At 51.8% G+C, this 13,680-nt stretch carries 16 protein-coding genes; 9 read left to right on the plus strand and 7 right to left on the minus strand.

The window, feature by feature from the left end:
- The first annotated feature begins 10 nt into the window (after positions 1–10).
- Together BD01_RS06945 and BD01_RS06950 are read left to right on the plus strand one after the other, a co-directional pair.
- Positions 11–1,096: a radical SAM protein gene (locus tag BD01_RS06945; RefSeq protein ID WP_042691276.1), complete on the plus strand. Its 1,086-nt coding sequence runs from the start codon at positions 11–13 to the stop codon at positions 1,094–1,096.
- Between the two features lie 112 nt (positions 1,097–1,208).
- Positions 1,209–1,985 carry a hypothetical protein gene (locus BD01_RS06950; RefSeq protein ID WP_042691278.1) on the plus strand — a complete coding sequence of 259 codons (777 nt, stop codon included), beginning with the start codon at positions 1,209–1,211 and terminating at the stop codon, positions 1,983–1,985.
- A 41-nt stretch (positions 1,986–2,026) separates the two neighbouring features.
- Here BD01_RS06950 and BD01_RS06955 read toward each other — a convergent pair whose 3' ends face one another.
- Positions 2,027–3,079: an AAA family ATPase gene (locus BD01_RS06955; RefSeq protein ID WP_042691280.1), complete on the minus strand. Its 1,053-nt coding sequence runs from the start codon at positions 3,077–3,079 to the stop codon at positions 2,027–2,029.
- An 82-nt stretch (positions 3,080–3,161) separates the two neighbouring features.
- Between BD01_RS06955 and BD01_RS06960 the strand changes: the two genes are divergently transcribed.
- The 4 genes from BD01_RS06960 (at position 3,162) to BD01_RS06975 (ending at position 5,254) form a co-directional block, all read left to right on the plus strand.
- A complete protein-coding gene (locus BD01_RS06960) occupies positions 3,162–3,944 on the plus strand; it encodes a hypothetical protein (RefSeq protein ID WP_042691283.1) in 783 nt (260 codons plus the stop codon).
- A 36-nt stretch (positions 3,945–3,980) separates the two neighbouring features.
- A complete protein-coding gene (locus tag BD01_RS06965) occupies positions 3,981–4,211 on the plus strand; it encodes an antitoxin VapB family protein (protein WP_042691285.1) in 231 nt (76 codons plus the stop codon).
- Positions 4,181–4,558 carry a type II toxin-antitoxin system VapC family toxin gene (locus BD01_RS06970; RefSeq protein WP_042691288.1) on the plus strand — a complete coding sequence of 126 codons (378 nt, stop codon included), beginning with the start codon at positions 4,181–4,183 and terminating at the stop codon, positions 4,556–4,558. The genes BD01_RS06965 and BD01_RS06970 overlap by 31 nt, the downstream gene beginning before the upstream one ends.
- Before the next feature lie 189 nt (positions 4,559–4,747).
- Entirely contained in the window at positions 4,748–5,254 is a 507-nt protein-coding gene (locus BD01_RS06975; RefSeq protein WP_042691292.1) for a hypothetical protein, read from the plus strand.
- Positions 5,255–5,422: 168 nt separating this feature from the next.
- On the opposite strand, the gene ileS is transcribed toward BD01_RS06975, so the two are convergent.
- Positions 5,423–8,626 (minus strand): isoleucine--tRNA ligase, encoded by a 3,204-nt coding sequence (gene ileS / locus BD01_RS06980; RefSeq protein WP_042691295.1) that lies wholly within the window; start codon positions 8,624–8,626, stop codon positions 5,423–5,425.
- A 160-nt stretch (positions 8,627–8,786) separates the two neighbouring features.
- On the opposite strand from ileS, the gene yjjX reads away from it, so the two are divergent.
- Positions 8,787–9,320 (plus strand): inosine/xanthosine triphosphatase, encoded by a 534-nt coding sequence (gene yjjX / locus BD01_RS06985; RefSeq protein ID WP_042691297.1) that lies wholly within the window; start codon positions 8,787–8,789, stop codon positions 9,318–9,320.
- Here the strand turns inward: yjjX and BD01_RS06990 are convergent.
- Positions 9,309–9,983 carry a hypothetical protein gene (locus BD01_RS06990; RefSeq protein ID WP_042691299.1) on the minus strand — a complete coding sequence of 225 codons (675 nt, stop codon included), beginning with the start codon at positions 9,981–9,983 and terminating at the stop codon, positions 9,309–9,311. The genes yjjX and BD01_RS06990 overlap by 12 nt on opposite strands.
- Positions 9,980–11,035: an ATP-dependent nuclease gene (locus BD01_RS06995; protein WP_042691302.1), complete on the minus strand. Its 1,056-nt coding sequence runs from the start codon at positions 11,033–11,035 to the stop codon at positions 9,980–9,982. Before BD01_RS06995 ends, BD01_RS06990 begins: the two co-directional genes overlap by 4 nt.
- A 239-nt stretch (positions 11,036–11,274) precedes the next feature.
- On the opposite strand from BD01_RS06995, the gene BD01_RS07000 reads away from it, so the two are divergent.
- Positions 11,275–11,595, plus strand: a complete 321-nt coding sequence (locus BD01_RS07000) for a hypothetical protein (protein WP_156927397.1) — start codon at positions 11,275–11,277, stop codon at positions 11,593–11,595.
- Between the two features lies 1 nt (position 11,596).
- The gene (locus tag BD01_RS07005; RefSeq protein ID WP_042691308.1) at positions 11,597–12,076 is read left to right on the plus strand and encodes a putative toxin-antitoxin system toxin component, PIN family; all 480 of its coding nucleotides are present in this window, start codon (positions 11,597–11,599) and stop codon (positions 12,074–12,076) included.
- Here the strand turns inward: BD01_RS07005 and BD01_RS07010 are convergent.
- Genes BD01_RS07010 through BD01_RS07020 form a run of 3 tightly spaced genes read right to left on the minus strand, consistent with a single transcriptional unit; the run spans position 12,068 to position 13,668 of the window.
- A complete protein-coding gene (locus BD01_RS07010) occupies positions 12,068–12,451 on the minus strand; it encodes a hypothetical protein (protein ID WP_042691310.1) in 384 nt (127 codons plus the stop codon). The two genes, BD01_RS07005 and BD01_RS07010, sit on opposite strands and share 9 nt — an antisense overlap.
- 50 nt (positions 12,452–12,501) lie before the next feature.
- Positions 12,502–13,329, minus strand: a complete 828-nt coding sequence (locus BD01_RS07015) for a DMT family transporter (RefSeq protein WP_042691313.1) — start codon at positions 13,327–13,329, stop codon at positions 12,502–12,504.
- A 30-nt stretch (positions 13,330–13,359) separates the two neighbouring features.
- Positions 13,360–13,668, minus strand: coding sequence for a hypothetical protein (locus BD01_RS07020; RefSeq protein WP_042691315.1), 309 nt, complete (start codon positions 13,666–13,668; stop codon positions 13,360–13,362).
- Between the last annotated feature and the right edge of the window lie 12 nt (positions 13,669–13,680).

The raw sequence follows: 13,680 nt of genomic DNA on the forward strand, positions 1-13,680 counted from the left end.
GGCGAGGGCTATGGTATGGGAGACCCCTTACTTATCATACGCCGTGAGGGAACTTCCGAAGGGCTGTCAGCTCTGCGTTAGGGGTGAGAAGCTCGTTCTCTTCACCACAGGGAAGTGCCCGAGGGACTGCTTCTACTGCCCGCTGAGCCCCTGGAGGAGGGAAGATGTTGTTTACGCCAACGAAAGGCCCGTTAAGAGCGTTGATGACGTCATCGAGGAAGCTATGATTCAGGAGGCAAAAGGTGCGGGCGTCACCGGCGGAGACCCCCTCGCGAGGCTCGACAGGACCGTTCAATACATACGCGCCCTCAAGGAGGCCTTTGGCGAGGACTTTCACGTTCACCTCTACACCACCGGCGCTTTGGCCACGAAGAAGAACCTTGAGAAGCTCTACGATGCAGGCCTCGACGAGATACGCTTCCACCCCGACCTCTTCAACCCAAACTCGAAGCTCTTCAAGGTGGAAATCGAGAACATAAAGAACGCCTTCGACTTCGACTGGGACGTCGGCGGGGAGATTCCCTCCGTCCCGGGCCAGTTTGAGAGGATGAAGTGGTACGCCGAATTCCTCGACAGCCTCGGCGCGAAGTTCCTCAACGTGAACGAGCTGGAGTTCAGCGAGACCAACCTCAGAAACCTCCTCGACAGGGGTTACAGGCCGATAAGCGACGAGAGTTCCGCCATCAAGGGTTCACTCGAACTCGGTCTCAAACTCCTCGAGTGGGGCGAAGAAAATACCTCGCTGAGCTACCACCTCTGCACCGCGAAGCTCAAGGACGCCGTCCAGCTCAGGAACCGGTTGCGGAGGATGGCGAGGAACGTTGCAAAGCCATACATGGAAATTACCGAGGACGGAACGCTCCGCTTCGGGATTGCTGAATACGACGACCTCGACGAGCTTTACGAGTTCCTCGTCAGCGAGGCCGAAGTTCCGGAGGAGTGGCTGCACATCAACCGCGAGAAGGGCAGAATAGAGATGCCCGAGGAGGTGGCTTTAGAGCTGGCCGAGGCCGTCGAAGGCGACGTGAGGTTCTTCATCGTGGAGGAGTACCCGACCTTCGACCGGATTGAGGTCGAGAGGATTCCTCTACCCTGAATTTCTCCTTTGTTACTCTTGAGTTGTCATTTATGGGGACGTAAGTAACTTACGGGGGCATAAGTTGTGATGGCTTCGAAAAGGTTATTTACCCCCGAGAATATTAACGGCCATGCGGGTCTTTGTTAAGGACTACCTCCTCCCGTTGATATTCCTCGTCGTCTTTTGGTTCGCCCTCTGGCTTATCACTCCTCCAGTAAGGGAACACCTAAACGCCATGAACATCTTCGCGGTTTTCCTCCTTCTCATCCCGTTTCTCCTCGTGGCGCTTCACTTCGTTGGTAAGACCCTTGAACGCTACGGCTATTCTCGCGAGGACGTGAGGCGCCTTCCTGAGATAATCGAGAAAACCCACGGCAGGCTCTACCTTCCGAAAGAGGTGTTCAATATCATTGGCGACGCCATTATCTTCTGGGGACTCTTTGCGTGGGTCCTTCTGGCGACTGGAGACCCGATAATGGGACTTCTCAGCGGAATAGCGATGTTTGCTGAAATCTTCGCCTTCTCAGTTTTTCTCATCTCGATGTTTATCTGGGTTATTATCTTCCCCCACTCCCTTTACAGGCTCTTTACCGGGAGGGAACCGGACAGGGACTTCCTGATTGAGCTGATAAGACAGAACCTTGTCCTCACGGCAATTCTCGTAGCGGTCAGGCTCATAGCGCTCCATTCAAACTATTCGGCGGGTGATGATTTAATTGGGAAGATGATGGCCTTTGGGCGGAAAACGGAGCTGGTAACCCTGCTCCTTGAGCTTTCAGGCCTAAACGTTCTCTTTGGCATTGTTGGCCTCTATGGGTCGAGGAAGAGCAGAAAGCTGACGGCGCTGGCGCTGATAATCATCGTGGCCCTTCAGCTTTGGGTCGCGTGGAGGATTGTTTTTGGTTAAAGAAAAGAGAAGAGCGAAAGCTTTACCGGTGTACTCGGGCTCTACGACTCTCTCAGGATTAGCTTGACCACGGGGTCGGCCAGTCTGTACTCCCCATTCTCCTCAATCCATCCCATCTTCTTCAGGTTCTTGAGAAGTTCATACAGCCTCGGTTCTGGAGTTTTCATGCCCTTCACGGCGAGGTAGTCCCTTATCAGGCTCCACCTGTTGTAGCCGAGGGCTATCGCCCGTAAAATCTCCGTGTACCTCCTGCTCCTCCTTTCAAGCTCCCCCAGCTCACCGAACAGCAGGCCCTTTGCAACGTTGAGCGTCGCCTCCATTGCCTTTTCGAAGTCTTTCGTTTCAAGGTATTTCACGCCGAAGAGGACGAGCCAGCCAGGGATTCCGTCAAGGATTGATACGGCGCGGTCTATGGTGTCCTCAGACACATCAAGACCAGCTTCTCTAAAGCCTGTTCTCAGGAACTCCTTTGAGTTTTTTTCGTCGAAGGGCCTGACGTAGATTTCGCCTCCAACCCTGCCATAAAGCGGGCTCTCGTAGTCGTCTATGCCAAGAAAGTCGTGGAGCAGGCCGACTTCCGAGCCGGTCAGGATAATTCGGAGGTTCGGCAGACTGTCGTAGGTGTGGGCAAACAAAGCTAAGAGCTCCTTCCCGCCCCGTGAGCCGTAGAAGCGCAGGTACTGGGCCTCGTCAAAGGCTATTATGAACCTCCCGGTTTTTTCACCGAGCTCGTTCAGCTCCCTGAAGACCTCCCTCAGCGAGGCGTCATCGGGTTCTACCTCAAGAAACCGGAGGTTCAGCTTTACCCTGAACCGGGCAAGGGTTCTCTGGAGGGGTCCCCTTTTTGACTGAATTTCCCTTATGAGGTCTTCCTTCGTTATGTGCCCGCTCTCGGCGTAGAGCTCCCTGCAGTCTATCAGAATCCCGGGGTTCTCGTTGAGGTAAGCCCTGAGTATCGAGCTCTTGCCCACGCGCCTTATTCCGAGAAGGAGAGTTAAAGGATAGCGCTCAACGCTTTTCTCAAGCTCTCTGAACTCCTTTTCCCTGTCAAAAATCTCCTCTCTCCTCTCCTTTGGCCTGAGGTCGAACAGCACTTACGCCACCGTAAGTAACTTACGGGGGCATAAGTTATAAGGGTTTCGAAAGGGTTATTTACCTCAGGGGATATTAACGGCCATGAGAGTCTTTGTTAGGGACTATCTCATTCCATGGTTTCTGGCAGTGGGTTTTTGGCTGGCCATCTGGACTTTTGTTCGGCAGATACGGGAAAACCTCAACGCCGTAAACGTTTTCGTCGCCTTTCTTCTCCTTGTTCCGTTTCTCCTCGTGGCGTTTCACTTCGTTGGTAAGACCCTTGAACGCTACGGCTACTCGCGGAAGGACATCAGAAGATTGCCCGAGATAATTGAGAAAACCCACGGCAGGCTCTACCTTCCAAAGGAAGTCTTTGAAACAGTAACCAGAGCCTTGATGTTCTGGGGATTGGTTGCTACGGCCGTTGTGATGACAGAAAATCCGCTAAAGGGACTTCTCAACGGGATTGCGATATTTGTGCGTATCTTCGCCCTCTTTGTTCTTTTCGTCTCGATGGTTCTGTGGGTCATGGATTTTCCATTTGCACTCTACAAACTCTTTAAAGGAAGGGACCTGAGTAGAGACTTTTTAGTTGAGATGATAAGGCAGAACCTCCTCTACACGGCAATACTCATTGCGGTCAGGCTCATAGCGCTTCATTCGAGTTATCCGGCCGGCAATGACCCCATAGGTGAGGTAATGGCCATCGGCAGGAAAACCGGTCTGGTGAAGTTTCTCTTGGAGCTTTCAGGCCTGAACTTCCTTTATTGCCTCATCGGCCTCTATCTTCCGAAGAAATCTCGGAAACTGACCGCTCTGGCTTTAACGCTGATCGTTCTGACCCAAATCCTGCTCGTCTGGAGAATGTTCACGGGTAAATTTTAAATATTTCGTGCATGCATGCACTTATGGGTGGTGCCGTTGGGCAAGACAATTACGATAGCCGATGACGTTTACTATGAGCTCGTCAAGATGAAGGGCAACAAGAGCTTTTCCGAGCTTTTGAGAGAGCTCATAGGCAAGAAAAAGAAGGGAAATCTCGACGTGCTGATGATAGCCTTTGGAACGAGAACCCCCAAGGAGCTTGAAGAGCTCAAGAAAGAACTGAAGGAGGTTGAAGAATGGATGGACTCCTGGACACCAGCGTGGTAATTGAGCTCTTTGGCGGGAACAGAAAGGTCGTAGAAGAACTTTACCAGGAAGGAAACAGAGAGTATCATCTACCAACCATTGTTCTCTTTGAGCTTCACTGCGGTCACCTGAAAGAGCGGGAGGAGCTCATGCTTGAGATGATGCCCAAGGTTAAGTTCGATGAGAACTCCGCAAAGATAGCCGGGGCGATTTTCAGAGACCTCATGAAGAAGGGAAAACGACCTCCCCTGAAAGACCTCCTCATAGCTTCCACTGCCATAGCCCACAACGCAACGCTCTACACCTGTGATGAGGACTTCAAGCGCTTCGAGGAGTACGGGCTGAGGGTGAAAATTTTGGAGAAATGAACTGTCCGCTCTTTTGTCTGCCCGTTTCTTTCGACTGACTATGGCTCGTAAAAAAAGTTTATATGCACAGTTATCTCTACTATGTCTGACCCATTAGTATGAAGATGCCAAGAACCGAAGAAAGGCGACTTTCAGTTGTTGTCTCTCATGGCATTGAGCATAGGATTTGAACAGTCGGAGGGTTGATCAATGAAGAGCCAGATTTTACACTCTTTCCTTTTCTTTGCTATTAGTATTGGGATACTCAACATTCTCGCGCCTTTGAGAGAAGTGAGTTATCTGACGTTAGCGATTCTAATTTCGCTCCTCTTCCTCCGTGCAGTGCTTCCAAAGCGGTTCAAAAACAGGACCATAACATTTCTGTGGAATTTTTCAGTGATATTCTTGATGGGCTCCGTAATCTATCACTATAACGAGCACCTCGCGTACTCTTACTTCGCCGGTGCAGGCGTTGTTGCGGCGTTCTACGCTTTTAGCGACAAGCTGTCCTACTATGCGCCTCAGATAGCGTACTTCTGGGTTGGTCTTGCAATAGGCTTTGTCTTGTCGCTTACAGTTTTCATAGACGAGGCCAGGGACAATACTGGGTTGTTCCTCCTTCTCACGTTTGGGCTGGGTCTTGCAATGCTTCTCATTGGAAAACTCGTTAACTACAGGCTGTTTTCCAAAAGACTTGGGACCGAGAACATTGAATAAGGCTCTAATTCAGTCGGTGGTTCCTGTTTTTGTTTTTTTACTGCTCCTGCTCTCATCAATTATTAACCACAACTGCACTCGCTAATTGTCTTATTGTTCTTGGTGTTGTCTATATGGAACTTAGAGCACACAATTAAAAGGGAAATAAAAGGGTCGTTATGCTCGGAATCAATCTTCAACCTTCTCAATCCCTATCTTCGCCTGGACCTCGGGCCACTCGACGACGTAGCCCTTGGCCTCTCCGAAGATTACCTCGGTCGCCCTCGTCTCCTTCTTTATGTAGTCGAGGTTCTCGCTGAGCAGTTCGCGGTTCTCGTCGGTGGTCTCTATGGTGACGACGATTCTGTCGTTCACGTCGAGGTCAAGGCGCTTGCGCATCTCCTGTATCCTTCTGACGAACTCCCTGGCGAGGCCTTCGGCGAGGAGCTCTCTGGTGAGGGTCTTGTCCACGAAGACCCTTCCGCCCTCGAACTCCTCACTGACAAAGAAGTCCGGCAGCTTCTCTTCTATGCTCAGGTGCTCCCTCGTGAGGTGGAAGGTCTTGCCCTCGATTTCTACGTCCATCTCGCCCTTCTCGTAGAGTTCCCTTCCGTGCTCGTTTATCCAGGCTATCACGAGCTTTGCGTCGCCCTTGAACTCCGGGCCAACTTTCGCGAAGTTCGGCTTTATGACGAGCTCGCGCTCGACCTTTCCGACGACCACTTCTTTGGCGTTGAGCTGGTCGCGCAGGATTCTGTTGAGCCTCTCGACGGCCCTCTTTACTGTCCCGTCCTCGGTCTCGACGATTATTCTCCTGACCGGGTAGCGGAGCTTTATCTTGGCCCTCTGCCTGGCGCTTGAGCCCGCCTCGACTATCTTCCTTACCGCCTCCATCTCGCGCTCAAGCTCCTCGTCTATGGCCTTCTCGTCGGGCTTCGGCCAGTCGAGCATGTGGACGCTCTCCATGCCGAGGAACGGCCTGAGCATGTTCTGGTATATCTCCTCGGCTATGTACGGTGTAAACGGTGCCATCAGCCTCAGCAGGACGTCGAAGACCTTCCAGACGGTGTAGTATGCAGCTAACTTGTCTGGGTCGTCGCCCTCGACCCACATGCGCTTCCTGATTAAGCGAACGTACCACCTGCTCAGGTCCTCGACGACGAAGTTGTAGATTGCTCTCGTCGCTTTCGTCAGCCTGAAGGTCTCTATTCCCTCCTCCACGTCCTTTATGAGTCCGTTGACCCTGCTGAGTATCCACTTATCCTCCTCACGGAACGGAAGCTCCTCTGGCTTGAGCTTGGTCGGGTCGAAGTTGTCGAGGCTCATGTAGGTCGCGCTGAGCACGTAGACGTTCCAGAGTATGTTGAGCATCCTCTTGACCTGAGCTAGGCCCTTCCAGCTGAAGCGGAGGTTCTCCCAGGGGTTGGTGGCCCAGAGCATGTAGAACCTGAACGGGTCTCTGCCTTCCCTCTGGACGACCTCCTCGGGCCTTATGATGTTGCCGAGGCTCTTGCTCATCTTGTCGCCCTTTTCATCCAAGACGTAGCCGTGCATGGCCACCTTCCTGTACGGCACGGTGTCGAAGGCTATGACGCTGGCGGCCTGCTGGGAGTAGAACCACTTCGTAACCTGGTCTTCACCTTCGACTATGAAGTCGGCCGGCCAGAGCTTCTCAAAGAGCTCCCTGTTCCTTGGATAGTCGAGCGACGCCCAGCTTGCTATTCCGCTGTCGAACCAGACGTCAACGACGTCCTTTACTCTTCTCATCTCCTTGCCGTTGACCCTTATGATGAAGGCATCGACGTAGGGCCTGTGCAGGTCCTCCGGGCCAAGCTTCTCCTCTATGACCCTGAGCTTCTCGTTGTAGTCCTCCGGGAGTTCAACGCGCTCGCCGTTAACCTCTATCGCAACGGCGAGCTTGACAAGCTCCTCAAAGCTTCCAACGACGTATATCTCGCCGTCCTCGCTCTGCCATATCGGGAGCGGTATTCCCCAGTACCTCTGCCTGCTTATGACCCAGTCGCCCGAGTTCATGACGCCGTTGTCGTATCTAACCTTCACCCAGTCAGGATACCAGGTGACCTTCTCGTCGTTCTCCTTGATTATCTTGTCCTTCACCTTGCTGACCTTGAGGAACCACTGGTCTGTTGCCCTGAAAATCAGCGGGGTCTTACAGCGCCAGCAGTGCGGATACTTGTGCTCTATCGTTCCGGCCTTAACGAGGTAGCCCTTCTCCTTGAGGTGCTCGATTATCTCCGGGTCGGCGTCCTTCACATAGACGCCCTTCCACCTGCCCTCGGTGTAGCGACCCTGGTCGTCGACCGGGCTGTAAACCGGCAGACCGTACTTCTGCCCGACCTCGAAGTCCTCTTCACCGTGGCCCGGCGCGGTGTGAACCAATCCGGTACCGTCCTCAAGCGTGACGTGCTCGCCGAGGATTACGCGGTGCGCCCACTCGTACCTCTCGCGGAACTCCCTCTGTCTCGGATACTCATCGAGAAGGACGTGAACGTATCTCACTCCCTCAAGCTCCTCGCCCTTGAACTCCTCGACCACCTCACCCTTGACCCCAACCTCGCTCAGAACGCGCTCGACGAGGGCCTTCGCGATTATCCAGTACTCCTCGCCGTTCTCGGTCTCGACCCTAACCCTTGCGTAGTCGTACTCGGGGTGAACTGTAACGGCTAAGTTGGCCGGGAGAGTCCAGGGTGTGGTAGTCCAGATGAGGAGGTATTCCCTATCCCTGCCCTCGACCGGGAACTTGACGTAGATGCTCGGGTCCTTCCTGACCTTGTACTCACCGCGAACCTCGTGCTCGGCCAGAGCGGTTTCACAGCGCGGGCACCAGTGGAGGACGCGCTTGTCCTTCTCGAGGAGACCCTTCTCCCAGGCTTTCTTGAGGGTAAACCAGCCCGATTCGATGTACTCGTTCTTTATCGTCATGTAGGGGTTGTCCCAGTCCATCCAGATTCCGAGCATCTTGAACTGCTCGGTCATGACCTTGAGGTTGTTGAGGGCGAACTCCTTACACTTCTTGATGAAGTTGTCAACGCCTATCTCGGTCTCGATGTCCTTCTTGGTCTTAAGGCCGAGGGCCTGCTCGACCTTGACCTCTATCGGCAGGCCGTGCATGTCGAAGCCCGGCTGCCTGCGAACGTTGTAGCCCTGCATAGTCCTGAAGCGGATTATCATGTCTTTGATTATCTTGTTCCAGGCCGTTCCAAGGTGTATCGCACCGCTCACGTACGGCGGTCCGTCGAGGAAGTAGTACTTCGGGCCGTTCGCCCTGCTGGCCTTGACCTTCTCGTAGGTGTCGTTCTCCTTCCAAAAGGCCTCTATCTTCTCCTCCAGCTTGCCTGGGTTGTATTCCCTAAACTCCGGCTCCTTAATCATCCCAGAACCCTCCAGAAGTGATAGTTAAGGCTAACCCAGAAGAGGGCTCAAGCCTCGAAACGGGCGGAGCGAAGGATAAAACACTCCCCCCTCATGGGTATCGGGGCAGAGTTGGGAAGTTAGCTTATAAGGTTTTCTGCCGAGTTTTTTCGGTGGTGGCATGAGAATCGCGGTCGGCTCGACCAACCCAACGAAGGTTAAGGCCGTTGAGAACGTGATGCGGAGGATTTACGGCGACGTTGATGTCATAGGGGTTGAGGTTGACAGTGGCGTCCCAGACCAGCCGATTGGAATCGAGGAGATAGTGAGGGGTGCTATAAACAGGGCGAAGAGGGCTTTGGAGAAGACCAACGCTGACCTCGGCGTCGGAATCGAGGCGGGAATCTACCCCTTCCCAGGAACGCTGACCGGCTATCTCGACGTTCAGGTCTGCGCGGTGGCAAGTCCCGACGGGAGGATAACGATAGGCCACAGCCCCGGCTTCGAGTATCCGCCTGTTGTAATCAAGAGAATCATTAAAGAGGGAGTTGAGGCAGGCGTGGCGATGGGCGAGCTCGTCAGAGACCCAGAACTCAAGAGGAAGGTCGGCGCGATAGGCGTTCTGAGTAAAGGCCTGCTCACAAGAACCGAGCTCAACGAGATGGCGGTCCTGATGGCGATGATACCGAGGATGAATCCAAGTTTATTCTTTTGATACCTCCAAGAGGTCAGCAAGATGTGAGATTTCTTCTACGCCTCTCCATTTGTCAGTCAGTTTTGAGCACAAGTTCTCAAAGAGATTTTCAAAGCATCTGGGCCCAAATACGAGGTGAAGCAAGCTGAGCTTTCTCTTTTTCCAGGTGTCCCCGTCAATATCCTTGAACTTTGAGACAGGGCCAAGAACCTTTTTGTAGACTTCAAGTTCAAGGCTGTCTAGTTCTTTCTCGACATTTTTGAAAATCTTAAACAGTAGGTCCTCCATGTATCCTTCATAGGCCAGTGTGGAAACGGGAACTTCTCCTTTTGGGTTGTTCAGCCTGTTTAGTATACTCCATGCATCACGGTCCCCAACAAAAATTACCCCGTTTAGAGTTTCATGGATTTCCTCAGCGACGCGCCGAAGGGGTTTTATCGCCGACGCGATTTTTAAGAAGTTGTCTTTGCCTTCCACACTTGCTATTACAATGCTTTCGTCATTAGGAGTTCTGACAATTCGTATAACACCATCCACCTGGAAGTTTATCAGAAGGTTCCTGAAATGCCTTCTAATGGGGGATGCATAATCGGACCTGGTTATATCCTCTAGGCAAAACACTTTGACAAGAATTGACCTTATAAGGAGAACATCAAGGGGACCTTCAGTGAATATTATTTTCACCTTAAATCCACCCCTATGGTGTTAATTGCTACATTGGCCTCTGAACCGTTGTAGACTTCAACGTTTGGGACACCCCCGTCTATTGATTTGAATCTAAAAACCCTGACCTCTGACTCGACACCTAATTTCGCACAGCTATCAAGAACGTACCCGAGGAATTCTATGCTGTGGGTCGTTATGAACACCTGAGATTTCGTTTTTGCTATCTCTTCCGCGAGGATTTTCATCAAACCGGGATGAAGGTGGTTCTCGGGTTCCTCTAAAAGGACTGTAACTGGTTTTTCTGTGTTCAGGGCATAATAATAGCCCATTGCCGTTTTTATACCGTCCCCCAGCAGGGACATTGGGATTTTCTCTCCGCTCTCCATGAGCAGGATAATCTCTGCGATTTTCTTGTATATCCTTTTAATAGGGCTTCCTGTCACTTTCTGAAGAAATACTCTTAGGTTATCTACATCAATCAGAGAAAACTCTTCAAGCTTTACAACGACTTCCGAGATTGAGGACGTGCCGTAGTAGGGAGTTCTGAAGGTATTGTCATCGAGGAGGATTGCGCGTTTGCGAGAGGCGGAATATCTTGGCCATTTGAGTACGTATCTCGTATATTCACCGTATTCAACTGGTTCGATTTCTACGACCGGCCCACCATAGTTAGCCATGATTACGAGTCTTCTTTCGGTTTCCCCGGAAACATACTTATCCAATGTGCGTTGATTCCAGAGCCTTAGTTCGGATGTTGTAATGTTCGAGCTTATTGTGATTGGCTGGTAGGGCTCTCTGAAGAAATATGAAATATAGACCATGGGGTCTTCTTCCGCAAGGGGTTTTCTTATGTACGGGTTCAATCCCCTTCTGAATAGAATTGTCTTTATGGGGTGTCTCCTGAGGAGGTCTCTGCCGCCCCATGTTGTGTTCAGGTATATGGCCTCAAGAACGGTGCTCTTTCCCACCCCATTCTTCCCGATGAACACGTTAATTTTGGACAAGTTATTGAGCTCCAACTCTGATATTGCCCTGAAGTTCCTTATCGTAATCCAATCAAGATATTCCATTCTCCTCCCCTATTGATGCCCTTATCTCTCTATAACTATAAAATTTTCTAACGGTAAGAAATGTGCCCTCCCCGACCGTCCCCCGGTCACTTCTCCCGGAGGCGTGAGAGGGGAGGGCGGTTAAGGTTAGGCCGGTGAGAATTTTAAGCTTTTGCGGAACTCACGTGCAAACATTGCCAACGGTAGGGTTTTATAATCCGTCGCGGATAAAAAGAATGGGGAGAGTTATGGCGTCTGATGTGAGGGCGATTGAGTTAATGCTTAAGACCGACGAAGAGGCCAGGCGTTCGGTCAGTGAATGGATTGTCCAGCTCGCGAGGAAAATTCATGAGAAGCCTGAGGACATAGTGTGGTTTTTTGAGATGAAACGACTGATGAAGGAAGTTGAAAGGCTGGCCAATACCGTTACTGATGAAGAGCTTGAAAAGTGGGAACGGGAACTGGAGGAGGAGCATGTTGGGATAGATTACAACCTTGAGGAACTTATGAAGATAGGTGAGCGGAGTTTTAAGAAGTTTAAGCGCATCGAGGTGAAGTTGAGAGAGTTAGGAGTTGTTTGAGATGGCGGGTAAAATCAAAGTTGTGTTAGATACATCCGTCCTTATTAGTGCGTTGAAGTCTAAGGACCTTCCAAAATCTCCAGCGTGGCAGATATTAAAGGCCCTTCAAAGGGGCTATATCGTAAATTTTGTCTCAGATGAAATTATCGAGGAAATGAAAACTCAGATTCTCGGCATCGGTATGGAAACGGGGCTTACAAGACGTGCATTGCGGATTTTGGCGTTGGTTATTAAAAACAGTGTCATGGTTCGTCCTCGGCGAAAGTTCTCCGATGACCCTGAGTTCCTAAAGAACCTGAGGGACCCGAACGACGCTAAGTTCTTTGACGTGGCCTACGCCAAGAAAGTGGATTATATTATCTCAGAAAACACCAAGCACATCATCCAGATGAGGGATGAAGCTACCAAAACTTATCGTTTTGATGGAAGAAAAGTTAAAATCCTGAGGGCGGGAGAATTTGTAAGAGAAGCCTTACGATGAAGCTTTCTCCTCGACCTGCCTCTCCTCCTCGGGCTCGCCCTTTCTCCTGCTCTCGTTCTTGATGACCTGTATCACGTAGTCTATGAACTTCCTGACCTCCTCAAGGTCCTCCTCCGGGATGTCCTGAATCTTCTTGTTCTTGCTCTTGTATGTGAGCAGTTTGAGGAGCGCGAGCCTTCCAAGGGCCGTCCTCGTGCTTATCTCCCCGTTCTTCCAGTCGCGCCATATGGCGTTCGCTATGCCGTAGAACTCCGGAATGCTGTCGAGTCCCGGGTCGCCGACGTCAATGACCTCCTTTCCGAGGTACTTGTAGCGCTTCTCCTTCTCTTCCTTCGAGAACTCCTTGGTGCGGTCCTTTATGTACTCGTGCACCATGACCATCACCTCCGCTTTAAGAATAGGTGGATGTTTTTATTAACCTTTCGTTAGTTTTTCTTTATCTCGTTCCAAACGCCTGCCATTATGAGGAACGCGCCCGCTAAGGCCCTCCTCGTGAACCTCTCACCGAGAATGGCGAAGGCCGACAGGGAGCCGAAGATTGGTTCCATCGAATAGATGAGGGCCGCCTTGTAGGCCGTCGTGTGCTTCTGGTACTTGACTTGGAGGGTGAATGCTATGACAGTTCCAAAGAGGGCCGTGTAGAGCAGTCCGAGCCAGGGGAGCACCTCCCTTGGAAAAACCCTGGGCTCGAACGCCAGAGCGAAGATTAAGGAAAGGACGAAGTTCCAGAAAATCTGCCAGAAGGCCAGGCTGAGGTAGTCCTTCTCGCCAAAGCGCTGGACGAGAACTATCTGAAAGGCAAAGCTGACGGCGCAGAGGGCCGTTAGGAGGTCGCCGTAGCCGATGCTTGAGCTTGCCCCCGAGATGAGGTACAGCCCTGTGAGGGCGATGGCGAGCGACAGAACGTCCCTAGCCTTGACCCTTTCCCCGAGGAGGAAGTAGGCTATGAAGGGCGTGAACACGACGTAGAGAGACGTTATGAAGGCCGAGTTCGAAGCTGTGGTGTACTTGAGGCCGACAATCTGGAAGCCGTGGCCGAAGAATAGCGTGAGCCCGAGGAGGAAGCCCTCGCGCATGGTCTCCTTCCTGAGGACCTTTGAGCGGAAGATGATTAGCATTAGAAGCGACGCGATGCCGAAGCGATAAGCCAGGAAGAGAATCGGCGGAAGGTAGTCCAGACTGACCTTCATCGCCGGAAAGGTGAAGCCCCACATCGCTGTTATCGTGAGAAGTATGAGTTCGGCCCTCTTCATCGAGCCGAGTTGCTACCGGAATTTAAAAAGCTACTCCCCGGGTCCGTTGATGCAGGACATGTTCATTGAAAGGAGCATCTCCACGTAACCGCTTTCGAGGTTCTGGCGGATTTTGCCGGCAAGCTCCCTGAGCTCCTCCTCTTCGAGCGGTTTCTTCGTTTTCAGCCACTTTATCAGCCCGTCCCTCTTGTCGAGGATTACAACGTCTCCTTCCGTGATGAGCGGGACGTAGTTCATCTTTACCCCGTAAAGCTCCTCCGCGAAGGCCAGCTTCGCTCTCAGCAGTTCGAGGTAGTTGGCCAGCTCCTCCCCAAGGAGTTCCCTCAAGAGCCTCTTCATTCTCCCACCAAC

Origin of the sequence: Thermococcus nautili, from assembly GCF_000585495.1 — an archaeon.
In the GTDB taxonomy this organism is placed as follows: domain Archaea; phylum Methanobacteriota_B; class Thermococci; order Thermococcales; family Thermococcaceae; genus Thermococcus; species Thermococcus nautili.

What these genes read in the sequence shown, in the direction of transcription:
- BD01_RS06945 (WP_042691276.1), top strand. Translation starts at nt 11, where the DNA reads ATGGTATGGGAGACCCCTTACTTATCATACGCCGTGAGGGAACTTCCG.
- BD01_RS06950 (WP_042691278.1), top strand. Translation starts at nt 1,209, where the DNA reads ATGCGGGTCTTTGTTAAGGACTACCTCCTCCCGTTGATATTCCTCGTC.
- BD01_RS06960 (WP_042691283.1), top strand. Translation starts at nt 3,162, where the DNA reads ATGAGAGTCTTTGTTAGGGACTATCTCATTCCATGGTTTCTGGCAGTG.
- BD01_RS06970 (WP_042691288.1), top strand. Translation starts at nt 4,181, where the DNA reads ATGGATGGACTCCTGGACACCAGCGTGGTAATTGAGCTCTTTGGCGGG.
- BD01_RS06975 (WP_042691292.1), top strand. Translation starts at nt 4,748, where the DNA reads ATGAAGAGCCAGATTTTACACTCTTTCCTTTTCTTTGCTATTAGTATT.
- ileS (WP_042691295.1), bottom strand. Translation starts at nt 8,626, where the DNA reads ATGATTAAGGAGCCGGAGTTTAGGGAATACAACCCAGGCAAGCTGGAG.
- yjjX (WP_042691297.1), top strand. Translation starts at nt 8,787, where the DNA reads ATGAGAATCGCGGTCGGCTCGACCAACCCAACGAAGGTTAAGGCCGTT.
- BD01_RS06995 (WP_042691302.1), bottom strand. Translation starts at nt 11,035, where the DNA reads ATGGAATATCTTGATTGGATTACGATAAGGAACTTCAGGGCAATATCA.
- BD01_RS07005 (WP_042691308.1), top strand. Translation starts at nt 11,597, where the DNA reads ATGGCGGGTAAAATCAAAGTTGTGTTAGATACATCCGTCCTTATTAGT.
- BD01_RS07010 (WP_042691310.1), bottom strand. Translation starts at nt 12,451, where the DNA reads ATGGTGCACGAGTACATAAAGGACCGCACCAAGGAGTTCTCGAAGGAA.
- BD01_RS07015 (WP_042691313.1), bottom strand. Translation starts at nt 13,329, where the DNA reads ATGAAGAGGGCCGAACTCATACTTCTCACGATAACAGCGATGTGGGGC.
- BD01_RS07020 (WP_042691315.1), bottom strand. Translation starts at nt 13,668, where the DNA reads ATGAAGAGGCTCTTGAGGGAACTCCTTGGGGAGGAGCTGGCCAACTAC.